Below are 22,376 nucleotides of genomic sequence, written 5' to 3' on the forward strand. Positions count from 1 at the left end.
TTTGGGTTGTTGCTGAACGAGGAAAAGACGTATGTGCGGTATTGTCGGTATCGCCGGTGTTATGCCGGTAAACCAGTCGATTTATGACGCGTTAACGGTGCTCCAGCATCGTGGCCAGGATGCCGCTGGCATCATCACCATTGATGCCAACAACTGCTTCCGCTTGCGTAAAGCGAACGGAATGGTGAGCGACATTTTTGAAGCGCGCCACATGCAGCGTTTGCAGGGCAACATGGGCATTGGTCATGTGCGTTACCCAACGGCTGGCAGCTCCAGCGCCTCTGAGGCCCAACCTTTCTACGTCAACTCACCGTATGGCATCACGCTTGCCCACAATGGCAACCTGACCAACGCGCATGAGCTGCGTAAAAAGCTGTTTGAAGAAAAGCGCCGCCACATCAATACCACTTCAGATTCTGAAATTCTGCTGAATATTTTCGCCAGCGAGCTGGATAATTTCCGCCACTATCCGCTGGAAGCCGACAATATTTTTGCTGCTATTGCCGCAACCAACCGCCAGATCCGCGGCGCCTATGCCTGCGTGGCGATGATTATCGGTCACGGTATGGTTGCCTTCCGCGACCCTAACGGCATCCGCCCGCTGGTGCTGGGTAAACGTGATATTGGCGATGGTCGTACCGAATACATGGTGGCCTCTGAGAGCGTAGCGCTGGATACGCTGGGCTTTGAATTCCTGCGCGACGTTGCCCCTGGTGAAGCGGTCTATATCACCGAAAAAGGTCAGTTGTTTACCCGCCAGTGTGCCGATAACCCGGTCAGTAATCCGTGCCTGTTTGAATACGTTTACTTCGCACGTCCTGACTCCTTTATCGACAAGATTTCCGTCTATAGCGCCCGTGTAAACATGGGTACCAAGCTTGGCGAAAAAATTGCTCGTGAGTGGGAAGATCTGGACATCGACGTGGTGATCCCGATTCCGGAAACCTCCTGTGATATCGCGCTGGAAATTGCCCGTATTCTCGGTAAGCCGTACCGTCAGGGTTTTGTGAAAAACCGCTACGTGGGCCGTACCTTTATCATGCCAGGCCAGCAGCTGCGCCGTAAATCCGTGCGCCGCAAGCTGAACGCCAACCGTGCGGAATTTCGTGATAAAAACGTGCTGCTGGTGGATGATTCTATCGTGCGCGGTACCACCTCAGAACAGATTATCGAGATGGCGCGTGAAGCCGGAGCGAAGAAGGTGTATCTGGCCTCTGCTGCCCCGGAAATTCGCTTCCCGAACGTTTATGGTATCGATATGCCTACGGCGACGGAACTGATTGCTCATGGTCGCGAAGTGGACGAGATTCGCCAGATAATTGGCGCAGATGGTCTTATCTTCCAGGATCTGAACGATCTGATTGAAGCCGTCCGCGCTGAGAACCCGGATATTCAGCAGTTTGAATGTTCAGTGTTTAACGGCGTATACGTCACTAAAGACGTCGACCAGCAGTATCTCGATTTCCTCGACTCCCTGCGTAATGACGACGCCAAAGCGATTTTGCGCCAGAACGAAGCGGAAAACCTTGAGATGCACAACGAAGGTTAATGATATCGCCAGCGGCAAAATGTCGCTGGCTTTCATCAGTCACTAACCACGCCGAAGCGAATGGCGTATTTCTGTACCTTGTATTGCAGCGTCGTTCGGGAAATATTGAGACTGCGTGCCGCAGCGGCAATATTTCCCTGACAGGTATTTAGTGCCGTTTCAATCAGGCTTTTTTCGAACCTGGCTACCTGCACGTCGAGGGATCCATCTCCCTCCGACTCCGCGCTTACTGGGCGGCTGACAACGGTTGGGATATCCGTAACGCCTAAGCTTAATTCCTCCTCTTCGAAGACAATCTTTTTTAGCATTCCGTCGTTTTCCTGCATAATCATGCTGCGCACGATGGCATTTTCCAGCATCCTGACATTGCCGGGCCAGGTATGATGAAGCAAGGCAATGCGTGCGGCTTCGCTCAATCCATGAATATCTTGCGGCACATCATTACGGTATTTATCGATGAAATAATTAGCCAGTAGCGCAATATCTTCCGGACGTTTGCGTAAAGGCGGAAGGGTGAGCATGCCCACATTCAGACGATAAAACAGATCTGCGCGTAGTTTACCTGTTTGGATCAGCCGTGCGGGCGTTTCATTCATTGCTGCAACGATACGTACATCAGAATGGATCTGCTGTTGACCGCCCAGCCGCCAGAACGTTTTATCCTGGAGAAAACGCAGGAGCTTACTTTGCATCTCAATGGGCATCGCGTTTAGTTCATCCAGAAAGAGCGTTCCTCCGTTGGCCAGTTCCAGATACCCCTGACTATTTTCTGCTCCGGTGTACGCACCGCGGACAGTACCGAAAAGTGTACTTTCAATGAGTGTCGGCGGGAGTGCGCCACAGTTCAGGGCAATGAAAGGCTTATCAGCGCGTTTACTGCATTGATGAATGAGTCGAGAAAAAAGCTCTTTACCGGTTCCTGTTTCTCCAACGATGGTCACGGGAATATTGCTGGCTGCCAGGCGTTTTGCCTTCGCAATGTTGTGCAGCATTTCCGCATTCTCAGTGATGATAGCGTGGTGTTTTTCATGGCGATCGGCATAGAGTAGATGGTTAAGTTCAACAACCTGCTCCTGCAGTCGCCTGACGCCGGACATATTTCTGCCAATCTCAATCACGCCAATCATGCTGCCATCGCTTGACCAGAGTGGGGCGGTGGTATGTTGATAATCCACCGCCTGGCCGCGTGCGTTATAGTAAATCTGGTAGTGACCGATATACTCCACGCCCTTTTTCAATGATGAAAGCATGGTGCTTTGCGTCTCTTTCATGCTCGGATAGACATCCAGCATATGTTTTCCCAATGCCTGCTCAATGCTGTATCCATCCAGATCCGCGCTTTCCTGGTTGTAGTAGACATACTCGCCACGTTCATTGATCACCGCCAGGGGTTGATGGATGAGGTCGAAGAAGCGGGAGAACATTTTAAGTGCCGCAGCCAGCTCTTCGTTGGTTGAAGCCATAGCCAGATTCCTTCTTTTCCTGTTTTTCGCTGCATCATTATAAATATGACGAATTTTCGTCGTTGTGATGAATAACTCGCTAAATGACAAAAAATATAATTCGCGATTATTTATAACTAGTTGATTTTTAATCAATAAAAACATGGCATGCCTGTTGCTATATATCCATTAAAAGAATGTGGACTCTTACAATGAAAATAAGCAGAGGATGTTATGACTGATTCGATTATTCAAAACTACAACCGGGTACGTGAGCAGGTGATAGAGAACGATCGCCGTTTCCAACAAAAAGAGGGGCACTTGTGTTTTGATGGCGTGGATCTGGATGCGTTAGCACGCAAGTATCCAACCCCGTTTTATGTGTTCTCTGAGTCAGAGATCATTCGTAATATCAACGAAATCCAGCAGGCGTTCGCTGCCCACCAAAACACCAAAACCTTTTTTGCTTCTAAAACCTGTTCAGTAATGGGCGTTCTTCAGGCCATTCGTGACGCAGGAATTTGTGCAGAGGCAAATTCACAGTACGAAGTGCGTAAATGTCTGGAAATTGGCTTTCGTGGCGATCAGATCGTTTTTAACGGCGTAGTGAAAAAACCTGCAGATCTGGAATATGCCATTGCCAACGATCTGTACCTGATCAACGTTGACAGCCTGTATGAACTGGATCATATCGACGCGATCTCCCGTAAATTGAAGAAAGTCGCCAATGTCTGTGTTCGCGTGGAACCAAACGTTCCTTCTGCGACGCACGCAGAGCTGGTGACGGCCTTTCACGCTAAATCGGGACTGGATCTGGAGCAAGCGGAAGAAACCTGTCGGCGGATCCTGGAAATGCCTTATGTCCATCTGCGCGGATTGCACATGCATGTGGGTGACCAGGTGCCGGAATCGGAACCTTTTGCCAAAGCGACCAAAGTACTGGTGGATGAATCCCGGCGTCTGGAAGAGGTTCTGGGCATTAAATTTGATCTCATCAATGTAGGCGGCGGTATTCCAGTACCCTACAAATATGACGAAGAGAATGGCGATCCGCTGAAAGACAACATGTATGCCGGGATAACGGCGCAGGACTTTGCTGATGCGGTTATTCGTGAAGTTCATAAATGGCGTACGGATGTGGAGATCTGCATTGAGCCTGGGCGTAAAGTGACCGGCTCGGCTGCTGTCCTGTTAACCGAAGTTGCCTGTGAAAAACGTAAAACAAACTACGACCTGAACGGCAATGTCGAATGCCATGTTGAATGGAAATTTGTTGATGCCGGATACAGCGTGCTGTCAGACAGCCAGCATTTTGACTGGTTCTTCTACGTCTACAACGCCTCCAGAATGACTGATTCGCACGATGCGTGGATCAAACTCGCCGGACCACTGTGTGATGGCGGCGATTACTTCCATATGGGGGTGAAGGGGGAAGAATTCCTGATGCCGCAGAACACGCAAATCGGCGATATCGTCGCGTTTCTGGATGCGGGCGCTTATACCATCGAAAGCCAAACCGTCTATAACAACCGCCCACGCTCAGCTGTTGTGATGATAGACAAAGAGGGTAAAGACCGCTTAATCCGTCGGGAAGACAGTTACGAAGACATGGTCAAGTACGACATTTATTAAATCTCATTTGTGGACTCCGGCATCGGCTGGAGTCCGTGAGTCAGGTGATTCGAAGAGGGCAGTGATGCCCCTGAGTGCATAACAGGAGATGGCCATGAGTAACAATAGTTCTGGCTTACTTGGCATCAAAGACATTGTCTTTATGAATGTCATTGCCATTCTGAGTTTGCGGCAAATACCCAATGTCGCGCCCTACGGCGCTTCAGCAATGTTGCTGTGGGTGATAGCTGCATTCTGTCTGTTCTTTCCGCTGGCGATGGTGTGCGGCGAGCTGTCGACCGGATGGCCGAAAGATGGTGGGATATTCGTCTGGATTAAAGAGGCGTTTGGGAAACGTATCGCGTGGATAGTGGTGGTGTGCTTCCTCTTTTCCTGCGTGTTGTTTTTCCCCTTGATGCTGCAGTTCGGTTTTACGGCGTTGGGTTACATGATAGGCGGGGGCCTCGCGGAGAATAAAGCCTTTATTGGTATTGGTTCGGCGGTGATTTTTTGGTTGCTGACGCTAATGAATATTCGCGGCATGGAGTGGACCAAAATTATTAACAGCGTCAGCGCCTGGTGCGGCGTGTTCATTCCATCCGCCATTTTGATTATCCTGGCTATTGTGTGGTTGGCGACCGGGCATGAGATGCAAACCGATTATGCGACGGCGGCGAACTGGGTTCCCGATCTGAGCCATTGGGATACTATCGTCTTTCTGTCGAGCATGATGTTTGCTTTCGCCGGGCTGGAAGTCGCGCCGATGATTGCCGGACGTACGCGCAATCCGCAACGTGATTTCCCGCGCGCGATGGCGGTTTCTGCAGCCGTTATTGTTGGGATTTATATGGTCGGTACCTGGGCGCTGAACACCCTGTTGCCTGCGGGAAAAACCGATATTGTGGCGGGCGTGATGCAGGCCATGCATGCCGCGGCGGATACGTTACATATGCCCTGGCTGATCCCGGTAATGGCAATCTGTATGTTTTTTGGCGCGTTAGGTCAGATCAATTCCTGGCTGGTAGGTCCTATCTACATGCTTCAGGAAGCCTCACGTGAGGATAATCTGTTAGGGGATAAAATTGCCCGGTTGCATCCGGTCTGGAAAACGCCAGCCTTTGCGCTGATCGTGCAGGCAATAATCGTCACGGTACTGTGTTTCTCAACCTTTATTTCCCCGAGTGTCGCCGCGGCGTACTGGATGTTGACTGCCCTGACGACCATCACCTATTTCATTCCTTATCTGGTGATGTTCCCGGCATTCTGGCGTTTGCGTCAGACGCAACCGGATACGCCAAGAAGCTTCAAAATCCCAGGGAAAATCTTACCTGCCGTACTGCCTGCACTTGGATTTATCTCCATCGCTTTTGCTGTCGCGCTGCTGTTTATCCCGCCTTCACAAATTGATATGGGAGGCTATTTCCAGTACGCCGGCAAGATCGTCGGTGGCGCGTTGCTGGCCGTTATCGTTGCTGAATGTATCTATCACCGGGCCCAGAAACGTAATGCTCGTCTGAGCGTGGCAGGAGGGAAATAAAATGTATATGCCAATCCTGGAAATCAATTTACGCAAGCTGGAAGAAAATGCCCGAACGGAAAAAGCGCTGTTAGCCAGCAGTGGGATTGAGGTCATGGCTGTCAATAAAGTTTTTGATGGTTGTGTTGAAACCGCACAGGCGGTATTTGATGGCGGCATTAAGGTGATTGCAGAATCGCGGACCTATAACCTGAAAAAAATCCGTGAAATCGGCTGTACAACCTGTCTGCTCCGCAGTCCTTGTCTGAGTGAGATTGAAGATGTTATCCGCTATGCCGATATCAGTCTGAACAGCGAACCCATCATTTTGCAGGCATTATCGCAGGAAGCCCAACGCCAGGGAAAAACGCATCAGGTATTGCTGATGGTTGATATGGGGGATTTACGCGAAGGTATCTGGTTCACCGAGTATTCACACATTCTCAGCACCATCCGACTCATTCAGGAATTGCCTTGCCTGGAACTGTATGGTCTGGGAACCAACTTCAACTGCTATGGCACCGTCCTGCCGACGGTGAAAAATGGTGAAGATTTTCTGGCACTGGCCGCACGAGTCGAGCAGGACAGCGGTGTGGCAGTTCGCCGACTCTCTGCCGGTAATTGCACCAGCTACCATTTACTGGATAAAGGCATTTGGCCTAAGGGGTTAAACCACCTGCGGATCGGGGGGCTACATGAGTTCGGCATTGAATATGTCGAGATGAAGTATCTGAACGAATTTCATCACTCTGCAAAGCCGGTGGAAAAAGCCTGTTCCGATATGTATGTCCTTGAGGCAGAGATTATTGAGCTGAACAGCAAGCCGACAATACCCGTTGGAGAGCTTGGTGTAGACGCCTTCCTGCAAACAAAAACCTTTGTTGATCATGGTACTCGCAAGCGGGCGTTGTTGGCGTTTGGTCGACAGGACGTCCCTTCCGATAACTGCGTGCCCTGCGACGACAATATCACCATCCTGGGACAGACCAGCGATCATACGCTGGTGGATATTGAAGCATGCGAGCAGCCGCTGAAACTCGGGGATGTCATCCGCTTTGAACTCGACTACACAGGGCTTCTGATGGCCTGTCAGACGAAGGGCGTTGCCACGCGGTTTATTCGTTAAGCCACTGCCGCCACAGTGATGCGTCTGTGGCGGCGTCTCTGACCCTTTCTGAGACAGGGAGTGACCATGAGTACCCTGCAAGCGCAATCCCCCGCCGAACCCGAAAATGGGCTACGACGAAACCTTAAAAAGCGCCATTTGCTGATGATGTCGCTCGGCGGGACCATTGGCACGGGTTTGTTTATCGGCATTGCCGAACCGCTGAATAGTGTTGGGCCAGCGGGAACATTGCTGGCTTATTTGTTTGCTGGCGCGATTATGCTGGCTACCATGATGTGCCTTGGCGAACTGTCCTGCGCATTTCCCCACTCGGGCTCTTTTCAACATTATGCGTTGATGTTCCTGCCCAATCCCATCTGGAGCTATACCATTGGCTGGCTGTATTGGCTGAGTTGGGTGTTTTCCCTGGCGGCGGATCTGACTGCCGCGGGCTTCATTGCCCATCAATTTTTCCCCGTTATTCCCGTCCACTTCTTCTGCCTTATCATTCTTGTCGTGCTAATGCTTATCAATCTCTGTTCGGCGAAAAGTTTCGGCGAATGTGAATACTGGTTATCTGCGATAAAGGTTTTCGCGATAGTGCTTTTTATCGCGGCGGGCGGGGTAATGATCTTCTCGCTGTCAGGAGACACGAGCTGGCATCCAACGTTAAAAAGTGCAGGGTTGTGGTTTCCTCACGGATGGGAGCAAATTCTGGTTTGTATGACAATCGTCATCTATTCGTTCCAGGGCGTTGAGCTGGTTGGCAATGCGGCAGGCGAAACGGAGTCGCCACACATCGTCTTACCCAGGGTGATTCTGGGTATCGGTCTGCGTATTATTCTGTTTTACGGTCTGGCGATTGCCGTTCTGGCGCTGGTTTATCCGCAGGGAAAGATACCTGATGGAACCAGCCCCTTCGTGTGGGTATTCTCACGTGTCGGTATGCCTGGCGCAGATTTACTGATGACGCTAGTCATCTTCTCTGCTGCTGTGTCAGCAGCGAATTCCGCAATCTATGCCAGTTCACGCATGCTATGGTCAATGTCTGGCGACCGTTTCGCTCCTCGTTTTTTCGCCAGGACTAACGCCAGCGGCGTGCCTGTTTACGCTATTCTGATAACGGTGATTCTGGCTCTGGTATCGATGCTGACCCGATATATTCCTGCACAGAAATTCTATATTTTGTTGATTGCCAGTACCGGGCAGGTGGGCTGTCTGGCATGGATAACCATTGGCTGGTGTCAGTATCGGTTTCGCAAGGCTGTGAATGACGGGAAGTATTCCCCTGATTTACTGCGCTATCGTTCACCGTTTTTTCCCTGGATAGCCAGGTTTGTTATCGTCACTAACGTTGCCATTATGGTGGGAACCTGGTTCAGTGAAAAAGGGGGCGTGATTATGCTGGTAGAACTGGCCTTTATGGTTTGTATTCTGATTTCATGGTTTGTGCTCAAACCTGCTTTGCGGACTGAAGAGGTGGGTGATTCCAGGTTGTCTGTGGTAAAGAAATACGGCACAGTTAGCCCATCAAGTGATGGAAAGATAAAATGAAACGACTCATTGTAGGGATTAGCGGCGCAAGCGGGGCAATTTACGGCGTGCGCCTGCTGCAGGTTTTGCGTGACGTTACCGATGTGGAAACCCATCTGGTGATGAGTGCCGCTGCCCGGCAGACGCTGGCGCTGGAAACGGACCTCACCGTGCGTGACGTACAGGCGCTGGCGAATGTGACTCACGATACGCGCGATATCGCCGCCAGTATCTCTTCCGGCTCTTTTCAGACCGCCGGAATGGTTATCCTGCCGTGTTCCATTAAAACGCTTTCCGGCATCGTCCACAGCTATACCGATGGGCTGCTGACCCGTGCGGCAGATGTGGTGTTGAAAGAACGCCGCCCGCTGGTGCTGTGCGTGCGCGAAACGCCGCTGCATTTGGGGCATCTGCGCCTCATGACCCAGGCGGCAGAAATTGGCGCAGTGATTATGCCGCCTGTCCCGGCGTTCTATCATCGCCCGCAAACGCTCGATGATGTGATTAATCAAACGGTTAACCGCGTGCTTGACCAGTTTGATATTACCCTTCCGCAGGACCTGTTCACCCGCTGGCAAGGGGCCTAAGCCGTTCCATCAGCGTGCAAAGAAACATCTGTTGCCCTGTTTCAGGGCAATTTTGTAACCGCGATCATATCCTCAACATTTAATTCGTTAAAACTCAACGAAACGCTGCGGTTCAACCGTCAGACCTGCTATCTTCAAAATCAGGACATTATTGCAACGTTTTATTAACATATTTAACGTCGAATATCCTCATCGACGCGAAAATGGCATAAGACCTGCATGAAAAAGTCTGCAAACACACAACACAACGTAAAACATAATAAAATTACGCCACTTGAGGGTTATGTATGAAGAAGACGGTTCTTGCTTTGTCTTTGCTGGTAGGACTTTCCGCCACCGCGGCCAGCTACGCAGCACTTCCGCAGACGGTTCGTATTGGTACAGATACAACATACGCACCTTTTTCCTCTAAAGATGCCAAAGGCGACTTTGTCGGCTTTGATATCGATCTGGGAAACGAGATGTGTAAGCGCATGCAGATCAAATGTACCTGGGTTGCCAGCGATTTTGATGCTCTGATCCCGTCGCTGAAAGCGAAAAAAATTGACGCCATTATCTCCTCGCTTTCTATCACCGAGAAGCGTCAGCAAGAGATTGCGTTCTCAGACAAACTTTACGCAGCAGACTCACGTCTGATCGCCGCGAAAGGTTCCCCAATTAAACCGACTCTGGATTCCCTCAAGGGTAAACACGTTGGCGTGCTGCAAGGCTCTACTCAGGAAGCCTATGCCAATGACAACTGGCGTAGCAAAGGCGTGGATGTGGTGGCCTATGCGAACCAGGATCTCATTTATTCTGACCTGACGGCGGGTCGTCTCGACGCGGCGTTGCAGGATGAAGTCGCGGCCAGCGAAGGCTTCCTGAAGCAGCCTGCCGGTAAAGACTACGACTTTGCAGGTCCTTCGGTAAAAGATAAAAAATACTTTGGCGACGGAACCGGGATTGGTTTGCGCAAAGATGACACCGAGCTGAAAGCCGCTTTTGATAAAGCGCTGGGTGAACTGCGCAAAGACGGCACTTACGACAAAATGGCGAGTAAGTATTTTAACTTCAATGTCTACGGCGATTAATACGCCGCAGCGGGGAATTGACTGCACCATTGCGGGTAACCATTACGGTGCATAATACATTCAGTGCACTTTTTTGGTGCTTTTGTCGTTGGCTTAATAAGCATGAGTGCATACTTAAGCGCTTTTCATGCAAATAAATACCGCCGACAGGGTAGAATGCTTTGCCTTGTCGGCCTGATTAATGGCACGATAACTGCACCTGGTCCTGTAAAGATCCCCTATAAAAGACAGTCTGTTGAGGATAGTTATGAAAAAACTGGTGTTGTCTCTTTCTCTGGTTCTGGCTTTCTCCAGTGCTACCGCAGCATTTGCCGCCATTCCGCAAAAAATTCGTATCGGTACCGATCCTACTTATGCGCCGTTCGAATCGAAAAATGCGCAGGGTGAATTAGTCGGTTTTGATATCGATCTGGCTAAAGAGCTGTGCAAACGTATCAATACGCAATGTACCTTCGTGGAAAACCCGCTGGACGCGCTGATCCCTTCGCTAAAAGCGAAAAAAATCGATGCGATCATGTCCTCGCTTTCCATTACTGAAAAACGTCAGCAGGAAATTGCCTTTACCGACAAGCTTTATGCAGCCGACTCGCGTCTGGTTGTCGCTAAAGATTCTGCTATTCAGCCGACTATTGAGTCGCTGAAAGGTAAACGTGTCGGCGTGCTGCAGGGCACGACTCAGGAAACGTTCGGTAACGAGCACTGGGCGCCAAAAGGCATTGAAATTGTCTCCTATCAGGGACAAGACAATATCTATTCTGACCTGACTGCCGGGCGTATTGACGCCGCATTCCAGGATGAAGTCGCGGCCAGCGAAGGCTTCCTGAAACAGCCGGTCGGTAAAGATTACAAATTCGGCGGCCCGTCTGTGAAAGACGAGAAGTTATTCGGCGTGGGTACCGGTATGGGGCTGCGCAAAGACGATAACGAGCTGCGCGAAGCGCTGAACAAAGCCTTTGCTGAAATGCGCGCTGACGGGACTTACGAGAAGCTGGCGAAAAAGTATTTCGATTTTGATGTTTACGGCGGTTAATCACCGCAGGTGCTGATAAAGCCCGTAGATTTTTGACGCGTTGAATTTATGCCTGATGGCGCTGCGCTTATCAGGCCTACGGTGATTTTGTAGGCCGGATAAGGCAAAGCCGCCATCCGGCATTTAACGGTTAGTCTGAAATCAAAAGAGGCTTACTACTCCACCACACACGACAGGACAGGCAGCATGTTGTATGGCTTTTCAGGTGTTATTTTACAGGGCGCAATTGTTACGCTTGAGCTGGCACTCAGCTCGGTGGTACTGGCGGTTCTGATAGGTCTTGTCGGCGCGGCAGCTAAGCTGTCGCAAAGCCGGGCAATGGGGCTTATTTTCGAAGGGTACACAACGCTTATCCGCGGGGTTCCCGATCTCGTCTTAATGCTGCTCATTTTCTACGGGTTACAAATTGCGCTGAATACCATTACCGATGCCATCGGTATCGGCCAGATTGATATCGATCCGATGGTCGCGGGTATAATTACGCTTGGGTTTATCTACGGCGCCTATTTTACCGAAACGTTCCGTGGTGCGTTCATGGCTGTGCCAAAAGGTCATATTGAGGCCGCGACGGCATTCGGTTTTACCAGCTCACAAATATTTCGCCGCATTATGTTCCCGGCGATGATGCGCTATGCCTTACCGGGAATAGGCAACAACTGGCAGGTCATTCTTAAGGCCACGGCGCTGGTGTCACTGCTTGGACTTGAAGACGTAGTGAAAGCCACTCAGCTTGCCGGGAAGAGTACCTGGGAGCCGTTCTATTTTGCCGTGGTGTGCGGGGTCATCTATCTGGTGTTTACCACCGTGTCTAATGGTGTGCTGCTGTACCTTGAGCGCCGCTACTCCGTGGGTGTGAAGAGGGCTGACCTGTGATTGAGATTATTCAGGAATACTGGAAGTCCCTGCTGTGGACTGACGGATATCGCTACACTGGCGTTGCTATCACTCTCTGGCTGCTGATTTCGTCGGTGGTGATGGGCGGGATACTGGCGCTGTTTTTGGCGATTGGTCGCGTTTCCAGTAATAAATTTATCCAGTTTCCCATCTGGCTGTTCACCTATATTTTTCGTGGCACGCCGCTGTACGTTCAACTTCTGGTGTTCTATTCCGGGATGTATACGCTGGAGATCGTCAAAGGAACGGACTTCCTTAACGCATTTTTCCGCAGTGGGCTGAATTGTACCGTGCTGGCATTGACGCTGAATACCTGTGCCTACACGACGGAGATTTTCGCCGGGGCTATTCGTTCCGTACCCCATGGTGAGATTGAAGCCGCGCGCGCATACGGTTTCTCGTCATTCAAACTGTATCGCTGCATTATTTTGCCTTCCGCGCTGCGTATTGCGCTGCCGGCTTACAGCAATGAAGTCATTTTAATGCTGCACTCCACGGCGCTGGCATTTACTGCCACGGTGCCTGATTTGTTGAAGATCGCCCGCGATATCAACTCGGCAACGTATCAGCCGTTTACCGCCTTCGGTATTGCCGCCGTACTGTATTTGATTATTTCGTATGTCCTGATTAGCCTGTTCCGTAAAGCGGAAAAACGCTGGTTGCAGCATGTATCCTCTAAATGATTCGAGTAACACGATGTCTGAAAATAAATTAAACGTTATCGATTTACATAAGCACTACGGCGAACATGAAGTGCTGAAAGGGGTATCGCTGCAGGCCAGTGCGGGTGATGTTATCAGTATTATTGGTTCGTCAGGTTCGGGTAAAAGTACCTTCCTGCGCTGCATTAACTTTCTGGAAAAGCCGAGTGCCGGAACGATTGTGGTTAGCGGTCAGAATATTGGCCTGGTGCGCGACAAAGACGGTCAGTTGAAGGTTGCAGATAAAAATCAGCTGCGTCTGCTACGCACGCGACTGACGATGGTCTTTCAGCACTTCAACCTGTGGAGCCACATGACGGTGCTGGAAAACGTGATGGAAGCGCCGATTCAGGTGCTGGGGCTGAGCAAGCAGGAAGCCCGCGAACGTGCGGTGAAGTATCTGGCCAAAGTCGGTATTGATGAGCGCGCGCAGGGCAAATATCCGGTACATCTGTCCGGTGGTCAGCAGCAGCGCGTCTCTATTGCGCGTGCGTTGGCGATGGAACCGGAAGTGTTGCTGTTTGATGAACCCACATCGGCGCTTGACCCAGAACTTGTGGGCGAGGTGTTGCGTATTATGCAACAGCTGGCCGAAGAGGGTAAAACCATGGTGGTCGTGACCCACGAAATGGGATTCGCTCGACATGTCTCCACGCACGTGATTTTCCTGCATCAGGGGAAAATTGAGGAAGAGGGCGACCCGGAGCAGGTATTCGGTAATCCGCAAAGCCCGCGTTTGCAGCAATTTCTCAAGGGCTCGCTGAAATAAGTGAGTTGCCCGGAGGCGTTACGCTTTCCGGGCCTACCGCTTTAACGCGCTGTACTCCAGACGATAAACCCAGTCGTCATACGCTATGCCGTTCACTTCATAGGCTTTTTCAAGCACCTGAGTGCGTATAAATCCTGTTTTTTCCAGAATGCGTATCGACCCGGTATTTCCGGCTAATACATAGGCATTTATCGCCGTTACGCCAGCCTGTTGAAAGGCATAATCGCACACGGCACGTACGGCTTCGCTGGCAATCCCTTTTCCCTGCGCCCGCGGCGTGATGGCATAGCCAATATCAGCTTCCTGAGGATAAAGATGGCTTATCTGTAAGCCAATATCGCCCAGTTGCGCCGTGTTGTTGTGCTCCCGGATAACAAAGGTATGTCGAGCGGAAAGGCGTCTGGCGAAGAGCAGGCGAGTATCTTTGGTTGGGGCGATATCACCCATGAAACGCATGACGTCCGGATTTTCTCGTAGCCGCTGGAAAAAAGGCCAGTCAGCGAGTTGGTATAAAGAGAGAGTAAGTCGGGGTGTTGATATTATCGCCATAACGTCGCCATTGTGGTATTTGGTTTTTTAACCATACCACCACAATGGCAACAGTGAAGGGATATCAGACATTATCGGATGACATCGGCCAGCGCTTCTTCCAAATCGTACCAACGAAACGCAAAACCTGCCCCCTCCAGTCGCTTGGGCAACGCGCGCTGCCCCCCGAGGACCAGCACCGAGGATTCGCCCATCAGCAGCCGCATAGCGGCTGCCGGAACGCGCAGGATCGCCGGGCGGTTTAGGGCATGACCCAGCGCATGGGCGAACTGTTCATTGCGAACCGGGTATGGCGAAACCATATTGAAGGGACCGCGCAGATCGTTATCCAGCAGCCAGATAATCCCGTTGACCATATCGTCAATATGGATCCAGGCCAGGTATTGACGCCCATTGCCGATAGGACCGCCAAGCCCCAGACGAAACGGTGGAACCATCTTTACGAGGATCCCGCCTGTAGAGGCCAATACAACGCCAGTACGTAGCAAACATACGCGGGTTTTGTCGCTTTGCGCAGCGCTGGCGATCTGTTCCCAGCGGGCGCACAACTTATGGGTGAATTCATTATGTGGCGGTTCTTCTTCCGTCACAACGACTTCACCCAGATCGCCGTAGTATCCCGTAGCGGAACCAGAGATGAGTACGGCAGGCGGCGTGTTGCTGACCTTGATTAAATCGACCAGTTTCTGCGTAATCCCCCAGCGGCTCTGGCACAAACGCTCTTTTTGCTCAGCGCTCCAGCGTTTGTCGGCGATAGGCTCTCCGGCAAGATTGATGACAGCATCAACGCCATCGAGGTTTTGCTGCTCTTCCAGCCCTTTCCAAAGCGTGACCCGGGAGTCCAGAATCTGACGAGCCTTATCAGGAGTACGTGTCACTACGGTAATCTGATGCCCCAGTTCCAGCAGGCGGGGGATCAAATGACGTCCAATCAGGCCAGTACCGCCGGTAATCAGAATCTGCATGTCGCCTCCCGGGTTACGTTTAGCGCTGCCAGCTCAATGTCATGGAAACGGAGTCGGCGTAACGCAATGCGTGAAGTTTATCGATCTCCACTTCAGCATAAGTGACCCAGTGATGTTCGCGTGCGATATCGAGCACATCTTGCGTTAATTTTTCCAACAATGAGAAGCGGTTACTCTCAACGTGCGAAATGATGCTCTTGGTGATGGTGCGATAATTCAGCGCATCGTTGATATCTTCACTGGTCCGGGCTTTGTCTGCTGGATAGTGGATGGCAATATTGATGACGATATCCTGTCGGTTCAGAATCTCTTCTTCTTTAATGCCGATAAAAGTGCGCAGACGAAGGTTTTTTATACGAATAATTGCGTCAGGTTGTGACATTGCAGGTTTCCTCCATGTATGAACCTTTTCATGATACACGAGAACCGAATCGCGTTAACTTTTCTCGCTCTGCGCTTGCTGCATCGCCCGTTCTGTTGCGGGACGAGTACGGATACGTTCGTACCAGTTATTGACCGCCGGATAGTTGTCGAGGTCGATACGCTGGCGCTGGTGGAGATTAATCCACGGCCAGCAGGCAATGTCGGCAATGCTGTAATGATCGCCACCCAGCCAGGGTGATATTTCCAGGCGTTTATTCATGACGTTGTACAGTCGCTGGGTTTCCACCTGATACCGTTCAATGGCGTAGGGGATAGTCTGCGGTGCGAAGTGGCTGAAGTGATGATTTTGTCCCAGCATTGGCCCAAGTCCGCTAACCTGCCAGAAGAGCCACTGCAGCGTGGTGTGGCGCTCGCGTAATTCGCCGCTGAGTAGCTTACCGCTCTTTTCCGCCAGGTAGAGTAAAATCTCGCCAGACTCAAACAGGCTAATGGGTTTTCCGCCATCCTCCGGGGCGCAGTCGATGATGGCCGGAATTTTATTATTCGGTGAAATCAGCAAAAAGTCAGGGCGGAACTGGCTGCCTCTGCTGATATCTACATGAATCAGACGGTATTTTAACTGCGCCTCTTCGAGAAACAGTGTGATTTTGTGCCCGTTTGGCGATGGAGTGTAGTAAAGGTCGATCATTTTCAGCGTCCGTTTTGTCATGAACCGGGTCACTACAAGTATAGAAGCTGCCGACGTGTGTGAGTTTTCATCAAGTGACAGCGAGAGAAAGACTCTATATTTTGAAAGAAAGCCAATACACTTCAGAGGACATTATGAGCAAACCTGCAATTACGCTGTGGTCAGATGCCAACTTTTTCTCCCCTTATGTACTGTCTGTTTATGTCGCTCTGCAAGAGAAAGGGCTGCCTTTTACGCTGAAAACTGTCAACCTCAATAGTGGCGAACACTTGCAACCTTCATGGCAAGGGTATGCGCTGACGCGGCGCGTACCGGTTCTTGACATTGACGGTTTTGAACTGAGTGAATCCTCGGCGATTGCCGAGTTCCTGGAAGAGCGTTTCGCTCCACCACAATGGGAGCGCATTTATCCGCACGATCTACAAAAACGGGCTCGCGCCCGCCAGGTTCAGGCTTGGCTCCGTAGCGATCTGATGCCTATCCGGGAAGAGCGTTCGACGGATGTGGTTTTTGCTGGCGTGAAGAAAGGTCCGTTGACGGAAGCAGGAAGGGCCAGTGCGGAAAAATTGTTTGCCACGGCGGGCAGTTTACTGGCGCACGGTAAGCAGAATTTGTTTGGTGAATGGTGTATCGCAGACAGCGATTTAGCGCTAATGCTTAATCGACTGGTTCTGAATGGCGATGATGTACCAGAACAGCTCGCAGAGTATGCCACCTTCCAGTGGCAACGCGCTTCGGTACAACGTTTTATCGCGCTTTCAGCGAAGCGTTCCTGCTGAAAGTAGGGACGTAATCCAGTATCATTGAAAGGTATTTTTCAACGAGGGGTGAGTGATGAAACTGATGTTCGCATCGGACATTCATGGTTCGTTGCCGGCTACGGAATGCGTACTTGAACGGTTTGCCCAAAGCGGTGCGCAATGGCTGGTGATACTGGGCGATGTATTGAACCATGGGCCGCGTAATGCGCTGCCAGAGGGCTACGCGCCAGCGCAGGTCGCCGAGCGTTTGAATGAGCAGGCGTCGCGGATAATTGCGGTACGTGGTAATTGCGACAGCGAAGTGGATCAGATGCTTCTGCATTTTCCAATAACCGCGCCATGGCAGCAAATTCTGACTGACAGCCAGCGACTCTTTCTGACGCACGGACATCTTTTTGGTCCGGATAACTTACCACCGCTCAACGCCGGCGATGTGCTGGTTTATGGACATACGCATCTGCCGGTGGCAGAGCGACGTGGGGATATCTACCAGTTTAACCCCGGTTCGGTAAGCATCCCGAAAGGGGGATTTACGGCAAGCTACGGGATTCTGGATGATAATGTTCTCAGCGTGATGGCACTCAATGATCAAAGTATTATTGCGCAGGTCGAGATTAATCCGTAAGTTACCCCACAAACGTAAACGCGCCGTAAGAGCGCTAGAAAAAAGAAGGTTTCCTGATGGTGGAACAGCGTCGTTTGGCAAGTACTGAATGGGTGGATATTGTGAATGAAGACAATGAAGTCATCGCACAATCCAGCCGGGAACAAATGCGGGCACAATGCTTGCGCCACCGTGCAACGTATATCGTTGTACACGATGGTATGGGTAAAATTCTGGTTCAGCGTCGCACTGAGACAAAGGACTTTATGCCCGGTATGCTGGATGCTACCGCGGGGGGGGTTGTTCAGGCTGATGAGCAGCTTCTGGACTCCGCGCGTCGTGAAGCTGAAGAAGAATTGGGCATTGCCGGTGTCCCGTTTGCCGAGCACGGTCAGTTTTATTTTGAAGACCAGAACTGTCGCGTCTGGGGCGGGCTGTTTAGCTGCGTTTCTCACGGACCGTTTGCGCTGCAGGAAGAAGAAATTAGTGAAGTGTGCTGGCTGACGCCGGAAGAAATTACCGCGCGCTGTGATGAATTTACACCGGACTCACTGAAGGCACTGGCGCTGTGGATGACCCGCAACGCCAAGAATGAAAGTGCGAAAGCCGAAAAACACGAAGAAGCTGAGTAAATTCAGCACCGCCGATCCTGGGTGACGGGATCGGGCGTCGTTGTAGGCCGGATAAGCCGCTGATGCGCATTATCCGGCCTTGTTGTTTAATGGTAGCCCATTATCTGCGCGCCAATCACCACCACGCTGGACATAATAAACAGCAGTCCCAACAGCGTGGCGCCTACCTTCAGCCAGTTACGAAAATCCACCCGACAAACGCCTAACGTTGCCATCAGTGATGCCGACGTAGGATAGATAATATGACTGAATCCGTCACCAAACTGGAATGCCAGAACGGTGACCTGACGGTTGACGCCAACCAGATCGCCCAACGGTGCCAGCAGCGGCATGGTCAACGCAGCCTGACCGGAGCCGGAGGTAACGAAGAAATTAAATACCGCCTGGAACAGCAGCATAAACCACGCCGCAATGGCGTTATCCAGACCGCTAATGCCGTTGGCGATGCTGTGCAGCAGGGTATTCAGTACGCTGGCATCGCCCGCTTCACCATTGCCTACCAGCAGCAATATCCCCTTGGCAAAACCCACTAGCAGGGCAGGGGCAATCATCATACGCGCACCCTCAGTAAATGAGGACGCCATGATGTTAACCGTCATGCCGTTGAGCCGAAAGACGACGCCAATAATGCCAATCACCAACCCCATAGTGAAGAACTGGCTGGCAATCTCCGGGATAAACCACGCGTGGACGATAACGCCCCAAATGACCCACACGATCACTCCCGTCAGCACCATCAGTACCAGCCAGTCGCCGAGCGTGAAGCGGCGCTCAATGACCTCATCCTGCTGTTCGCGGAAGAAGCGGTCTGATTCATGCACGCGTGACAGCAGCGGATTCTTTTTGATGCGCGCCGCGTAGGCCAGCGTGAACGTCAAGCCGATCATCGTCGCCACAACCCACACCACGATGCGCAGACCCGAACCCGAGAGCACAGGGACACCGGCAATACCCTGTGCGACAACCACACAGAATGGGTTCATCCACGAACTGGCAAAGCCAATTTGGGTGGCAATGTAGGTCACCAGCACGGTGGTGATACTGTCGTAACCTAAGCGTACCATCAGCGGCGCGATGATAATGGCAAAGGCGACAGCCTCTTCCCCCATGCCAAATACCGCGCCACCCAATGAGAAGAGAATAAACAGCACCGGGATAAACAAGACCTCGTTACCCCGGGTATGGCGGATGAGCGCCAGGATGCCGTTATCAATGGTTCCGGTGCGCATCACGATGCCAAACGCGCCGCCAATCACCAGCATAAACATAATGATGCCAACGGCAGTACCGAATTTAGAGCCGGAGGTTAACCCTTCAAACGGGAAGTTCATCAGACCAGGACTTTCGTCACCGGTGGTAAAGAACTTAACCGGGTGATACTGCTCTTCACCGGCTTCATTGGTCAGAATACGGAATGAGTGGGGATCAACAACCTTGCGGGTCTTGGTTTGCCCATCAACCTGATACTGCACTTCCTGACTGTCGAACATCCCGACGGGAACAACCCAGGTTGCCAGACTGGTTAAAATGGCGACGAAAAAAATTATCACCAGCGTGTCGGGCATCGCCCACTTTTTGGCTGGCCGTGTTTCTGTTACTGCTGACATGAAAGACTATCCCTGTTGCAATGCAAAAGAGGGTAAGTATGCAAACAGGAGAATAGTTATTCATTGATGCAGCGCATCCTGATAAATGTTTCAGATTATGCAAATGGGAAAAACAGATATAAAAAAACCGGAAATATTAGCTATTTCCGGTTTGATAAGCAGGATGTGTTGCCGGATAAAGCATCCGGCACACGCAGCAAATTACTGCTGCTGCTGGGAAGACTGGATCGCGGTCAGAGCGATGGTGTAGACGATATCGTCTACCAGCGCGCCACGAGACAGGTCGTTCACCGGCTTGCGCATACCCTGCAGCATCGGCCCGATGGAGATCAGGTCGGCAGAACGCTGTACCGCTTTGTAGGTGGTGTTACCGGTGTTCAGATCCGGGAAGATGAACACGGTAGCGCGACCGGCAACCGGAGAGTTCGGCGCTTTGGATTTTGCTACATCAGCCATAACGGCGGCGTCATACTGCAGCGGGCCGTCGATCATCAGGTCAGGACGTTTTTCCTGTGCCAGACGAGTCGCTTCACGTACTTTCTCTACGTCGCTACCTGCACCAGAGGTACCGGTGGAGTAGGAGAGCATCGCAACGCGCGGTTCGATACCGAAAGCAGTTGCGGAATCAGCGGACTGAATCGCGATTTCTGCCAGCTGCTCTGCGGTTGGATCCGGGTTGATCGCGCAGTCGCCGTAGACGTAAACCTGATCCGGCAGCAGCATGAAGAACACGGAGGATACCAGAGAACTGCCCGGTGCAGTTTTGATTAGCTGCAGCGGTGGACGAATGGTATTCGCGGTAGTGTGAACGGCACCAGAAACCAGTCCGTCAACGTCGTCCTGTTCCAGCATCAGGGTACCGAGAACCACGTTGTCTTCCAGCTGTTCGCGGGCAACGGTTTCGGTCATACCTTTGTTTTTACGCAGTTCGACCAGGCGTGCAACGTAGCTTTCGCGAACCACATCCGGGTCAACGATTTCAACGCCAGCGCCCAGCTCAACGCCCTGAGACGCCGCAACGCGGGTGATCTCATCCGGGTTACCCAACAGTACGCAGGTTGCGATACCGCGTTCAGCACAGATAGCGGCCGCTTTAACGGTACGCGGTTCGTCGCCTTCCGGCAGAACAACGCGTTTGCCCGCTTTACGCGCCAGTTCGGTCAACTGGTAGCGGAACGCTGGTGGAGACAGACGACGGCTGCGCTCAGACGTTGCGGTCAGAGATTCAACCCAGTCGGCGTTGATGTAGTTAGCAACGTATTCCTGAACTTTCTCAATACGCTCGTGATCGTCAACCGGAACTTCCAGGTTGAAGCTCTGCAGGCTCAGAGAGGTCTGCCAGGTATTGGTGTTGACCATGAATACCGGCAGGCCGGTTTCGAATGCACGTTCGCACAGCTTAGTGATGCGCGCGTCCATTTCATAGCCGCCAGTCAGCAGCAGGGCGCCGATTTCCACGCCGTTCATGGCCGCCAGGCATGCTGCAACCAGCACGTCCGGACGGTCAGCGGAAGTTACCAGCAGAGAACCTGCGCGGAAGTGTTCCAACATGTGCGGAATGCTGCGTGCGCAGAAAGTCACAGACTTCACGCGACGGGTATTGATATCGCCTTCGTTCACGATGGTGGCGTTCAGGTGACGCGCCATATCGATTGCACGGGTGGCGATCAGATCGAAGCTCCACGGCACCGCGCCCAGAACCGGCAGCGGGCTGGACTCCTGCAGTTTAGCCGGATCAACTTTGATCACTTTCGCTTTGGAAGAGTCGTCGAAAATCTCAGACAGATCCGGGCGAGTACGGCCCTGCTCATCAACCGGTGCGTTCAGTTTGTTAACGATTACGCCGGTGATGTTGGTGTTTTTCGCGCCGCCGAAGCTGCTGCGAGTCAGTTCAATACGCTCGTTCAGCTGTTCCGGGGTATCGGTACCCTGAGACATGACGAAGACGATTTCCGCGTTCAGCGTTTTCGCGATTTCGTAGTTCAGAGACTGCGCGAACTGATGTTTACGGGTTGGGACCAGGCCTTCAACCAGTACAACTTCAGCGTCTTTAGTGTTCGCGTGATAGTTCGCGATAATCTCTTCCATCAGCACATCTTTCTGATTGCTGGACAGCAGAGATTCAACGTGGCTCATCTTCAGCGGCTCAGCGGCTGGCAGAGAAGAGTTAGCACGCACGATGCTGGTAGTCTGGTCAGGCGCATCGCCACCGGCACGAGGCTGAGCGATAGGCTTAAAGACGCTCAGACGAACGCCTTTGCGTTCCATAGCACGGATCACGCCAAGGCTGACGCTGGTCAGGCCGACGCTGGTTCCGGTAGGGATCAGCATAATAATACGGGACACGGTTTATCCTCTTTCGTTACCGCCAATTTAGAC

The 22,376-nt window shown here is 51.8% G+C and carries 21 protein-coding genes; 14 read left to right on the top strand and 7 right to left on the bottom strand.

The annotated features are described in order from the left end of the window. Positions 1–31 precede the first annotated feature (31 nt). Positions 32–1,549 (top strand): amidophosphoribosyltransferase, encoded by a 1,518-nt coding sequence (purF, locus tag SK32_RS01295; protein ID WP_005129677.1) that lies wholly within the window; start codon positions 32–34, stop codon positions 1,547–1,549. 35 nt (positions 1,550–1,584) lie between these two features. Here the strand turns inward: purF and SK32_RS01300 are convergent, their stop codons facing one another. Beyond that, complete coding sequence (locus SK32_RS01300; protein ID WP_005129674.1) at positions 1,585–3,012, bottom strand: sigma-54 interaction domain-containing protein; 1,428 nt, start codon at positions 3,010–3,012, stop codon at positions 1,585–1,587. Positions 3,013–3,225: 213 nt separating this feature from the next. On the opposite strand from SK32_RS01300, the gene SK32_RS01305 reads away from it, so the two are divergent. From SK32_RS01305 to hisP, 10 genes are all read left to right on the top strand, one after another. Beyond that, entirely contained in the window at positions 3,226–4,623 is a 1,398-nt protein-coding gene (locus SK32_RS01305) for an ornithine/lysine decarboxylase DokD (RefSeq protein WP_005129673.1), read from the top strand. A gap of 94 nt (positions 4,624–4,717) precedes the next feature. After that, positions 4,718–6,139 carry an APC family permease gene (locus SK32_RS01310; RefSeq protein ID WP_040231362.1) on the top strand — a complete coding sequence of 474 codons (1,422 nt, stop codon included), beginning with the start codon at positions 4,718–4,720 and terminating at the stop codon, positions 6,137–6,139. A gap of 1 nt (position 6,140) precedes the next feature. Continuing rightward, positions 6,141–7,244 (top strand): alanine/ornithine racemase family PLP-dependent enzyme, encoded by a 1,104-nt coding sequence (locus SK32_RS01315; RefSeq protein WP_048211057.1) that lies wholly within the window; start codon positions 6,141–6,143, stop codon positions 7,242–7,244. Positions 7,245–7,310: 66 nt separating this feature from the next. After that, positions 7,311–8,777, top strand: a complete 1,467-nt coding sequence (locus SK32_RS01320; RefSeq protein ID WP_075551357.1) for an amino acid permease — start codon at positions 7,311–7,313, stop codon at positions 8,775–8,777. Continuing rightward, the gene (locus tag SK32_RS01325; RefSeq protein ID WP_048211058.1) at positions 8,774–9,343 is read left to right on the top strand and encodes a UbiX family flavin prenyltransferase; all 570 of its coding nucleotides are present in this window, start codon (positions 8,774–8,776) and stop codon (positions 9,341–9,343) included. Before SK32_RS01320 ends, SK32_RS01325 begins: the two co-directional genes overlap by 4 nt. Before the next feature lie 287 nt (positions 9,344–9,630). Then, entirely contained in the window at positions 9,631–10,413 is a 783-nt protein-coding gene (argT, locus tag SK32_RS01330) for a lysine/arginine/ornithine ABC transporter substrate-binding protein ArgT (protein WP_003028123.1), read from the top strand. 247 nt (positions 10,414–10,660) lie between these two features. After that, on the top strand, positions 10,661–11,443 hold the full coding sequence (gene hisJ / locus SK32_RS01335) for a histidine ABC transporter substrate-binding protein HisJ (protein WP_003028120.1): 783 nt from the start codon (positions 10,661–10,663) through the stop codon (positions 11,441–11,443). A 186-nt stretch (positions 11,444–11,629) separates the two neighbouring features. Beyond that, the gene (locus SK32_RS01340; protein WP_003028118.1) at positions 11,630–12,316 is read left to right on the top strand and encodes a histidine ABC transporter permease HisQ; all 687 of its coding nucleotides are present in this window, start codon (positions 11,630–11,632) and stop codon (positions 12,314–12,316) included. Beyond that, complete coding sequence (gene hisM, locus SK32_RS01345) at positions 12,313–13,020, top strand: histidine ABC transporter permease HisM (RefSeq protein WP_003028116.1); 708 nt, start codon at positions 12,313–12,315, stop codon at positions 13,018–13,020. The genes SK32_RS01340 and hisM overlap by 4 nt, the downstream gene beginning before the upstream one ends. 13 nt (positions 13,021–13,033) lie before the next feature. Further along, positions 13,034–13,807 carry a histidine ABC transporter ATP-binding protein HisP gene (gene hisP, locus SK32_RS01350; RefSeq protein WP_048212554.1) on the top strand — a complete coding sequence of 258 codons (774 nt, stop codon included), beginning with the start codon at positions 13,034–13,036 and terminating at the stop codon, positions 13,805–13,807. A gap of 33 nt (positions 13,808–13,840) precedes the next feature. On the opposite strand, the gene SK32_RS01355 is transcribed toward hisP, so the two are convergent. From SK32_RS01355 to yfcG, 4 genes are all read right to left on the bottom strand, one after another. Continuing rightward, positions 13,841–14,356: a GNAT family N-acetyltransferase gene (locus tag SK32_RS01355; protein WP_071887365.1), complete on the bottom strand. Its 516-nt coding sequence runs from the start codon at positions 14,354–14,356 to the stop codon at positions 13,841–13,843. 71 nt (positions 14,357–14,427) lie between these two features. Further along, complete coding sequence (locus SK32_RS01360; RefSeq protein ID WP_048211060.1) at positions 14,428–15,321, bottom strand: TIGR01777 family oxidoreductase; 894 nt, start codon at positions 15,319–15,321, stop codon at positions 14,428–14,430. A gap of 19 nt (positions 15,322–15,340) precedes the next feature. Next, complete coding sequence (gene folX / locus SK32_RS01365) at positions 15,341–15,703, bottom strand: dihydroneopterin triphosphate 2'-epimerase (RefSeq protein ID WP_005129505.1); 363 nt, start codon at positions 15,701–15,703, stop codon at positions 15,341–15,343. Between the two features lie 54 nt (positions 15,704–15,757). After that, a complete protein-coding gene (gene yfcG, locus SK32_RS01370) occupies positions 15,758–16,393 on the bottom strand; it encodes a GSH-dependent disulfide bond oxidoreductase (protein ID WP_048211061.1) in 636 nt (211 codons plus the stop codon). Between the two features lie 134 nt (positions 16,394–16,527). Between yfcG and yfcF the strand changes: the two genes are divergently transcribed. From yfcF to yfcD, 3 genes are read left to right on the top strand one after another with little or no spacing between them, the layout of a single operon-like run. After that, positions 16,528–17,172, top strand: coding sequence for a glutathione transferase (yfcF, locus tag SK32_RS01375; protein ID WP_048211062.1), 645 nt, complete (start codon positions 16,528–16,530; stop codon positions 17,170–17,172). Between the two features lie 55 nt (positions 17,173–17,227). Beyond that, a complete protein-coding gene (yfcE, locus tag SK32_RS01380) occupies positions 17,228–17,779 on the top strand; it encodes a phosphodiesterase (protein WP_048211063.1) in 552 nt (183 codons plus the stop codon). Between the two features lie 56 nt (positions 17,780–17,835). After that, complete coding sequence (yfcD, locus tag SK32_RS01385) at positions 17,836–18,390, top strand: NUDIX hydrolase YfcD (RefSeq protein WP_048211064.1); 555 nt, start codon at positions 17,836–17,838, stop codon at positions 18,388–18,390. Between the two features lie 86 nt (positions 18,391–18,476). Here the strand turns inward: yfcD and yfcC are convergent, their stop codons facing one another. After that, entirely contained in the window at positions 18,477–19,997 is a 1,521-nt protein-coding gene (gene yfcC, locus SK32_RS01390) for a putative basic amino acid antiporter YfcC (RefSeq protein WP_048211065.1), read from the bottom strand. A 201-nt stretch (positions 19,998–20,198) separates the two neighbouring features. Then, a complete protein-coding gene (gene pta / locus SK32_RS01395) occupies positions 20,199–22,343 on the bottom strand; it encodes a phosphate acetyltransferase (RefSeq protein WP_048211066.1) in 2,145 nt (714 codons plus the stop codon). Between the last annotated feature and the right edge of the window lie 33 nt (positions 22,344–22,376).

Source organism: Citrobacter sp. MGH100 (assembly GCF_001034465.1).
Classification (GTDB): domain Bacteria; phylum Pseudomonadota; class Gammaproteobacteria; order Enterobacterales; family Enterobacteriaceae; genus Citrobacter; species Citrobacter youngae.

Bases quoted from the DNA above. Each gene is read 5' to 3' on its own strand.
- purF (WP_005129677.1), top strand. From the start codon at position 32: ATGTGCGGTATTGTCGGTATCGCCGGTGTTATGCCGGTAAACCAGTCG.
- SK32_RS01300 (WP_005129674.1), bottom strand. From the start codon at position 3,012: ATGGCTTCAACCAACGAAGAGCTGGCTGCGGCACTTAAAATGTTCTCC.
- SK32_RS01305 (WP_005129673.1), top strand. From the start codon at position 3,226: ATGACTGATTCGATTATTCAAAACTACAACCGGGTACGTGAGCAGGTG.
- SK32_RS01310 (WP_040231362.1), top strand. From the start codon at position 4,718: ATGAGTAACAATAGTTCTGGCTTACTTGGCATCAAAGACATTGTCTTT.
- SK32_RS01315 (WP_048211057.1), top strand. From the start codon at position 6,141: ATGTATATGCCAATCCTGGAAATCAATTTACGCAAGCTGGAAGAAAAT.
- SK32_RS01320 (WP_075551357.1), top strand. From the start codon at position 7,311: ATGAGTACCCTGCAAGCGCAATCCCCCGCCGAACCCGAAAATGGGCTA.
- SK32_RS01325 (WP_048211058.1), top strand. From the start codon at position 8,774: ATGAAACGACTCATTGTAGGGATTAGCGGCGCAAGCGGGGCAATTTAC.
- argT (WP_003028123.1), top strand. From the start codon at position 9,631: ATGAAGAAGACGGTTCTTGCTTTGTCTTTGCTGGTAGGACTTTCCGCC.
- hisJ (WP_003028120.1), top strand. From the start codon at position 10,661: ATGAAAAAACTGGTGTTGTCTCTTTCTCTGGTTCTGGCTTTCTCCAGT.
- SK32_RS01340 (WP_003028118.1), top strand. From the start codon at position 11,630: ATGTTGTATGGCTTTTCAGGTGTTATTTTACAGGGCGCAATTGTTACG.
- hisP (WP_048212554.1), top strand. From the start codon at position 13,034: ATGTCTGAAAATAAATTAAACGTTATCGATTTACATAAGCACTACGGC.
- SK32_RS01355 (WP_071887365.1), bottom strand. From the start codon at position 14,356: ATGGCGATAATATCAACACCCCGACTTACTCTCTCTTTATACCAACTC.
- SK32_RS01360 (WP_048211060.1), bottom strand. From the start codon at position 15,321: ATGCAGATTCTGATTACCGGCGGTACTGGCCTGATTGGACGTCATTTG.
- folX (WP_005129505.1), bottom strand. From the start codon at position 15,703: ATGTCACAACCTGACGCAATTATTCGTATAAAAAACCTTCGTCTGCGC.
- yfcG (WP_048211061.1), bottom strand. From the start codon at position 16,393: ATGATCGACCTTTACTACACTCCATCGCCAAACGGGCACAAAATCACA.
- yfcF (WP_048211062.1), top strand. From the start codon at position 16,528: ATGAGCAAACCTGCAATTACGCTGTGGTCAGATGCCAACTTTTTCTCC.
- yfcE (WP_048211063.1), top strand. From the start codon at position 17,228: ATGAAACTGATGTTCGCATCGGACATTCATGGTTCGTTGCCGGCTACG.
- yfcD (WP_048211064.1), top strand. From the start codon at position 17,836: ATGGTGGAACAGCGTCGTTTGGCAAGTACTGAATGGGTGGATATTGTG.
- yfcC (WP_048211065.1), bottom strand. From the start codon at position 19,997: ATGTCAGCAGTAACAGAAACACGGCCAGCCAAAAAGTGGGCGATGCCC.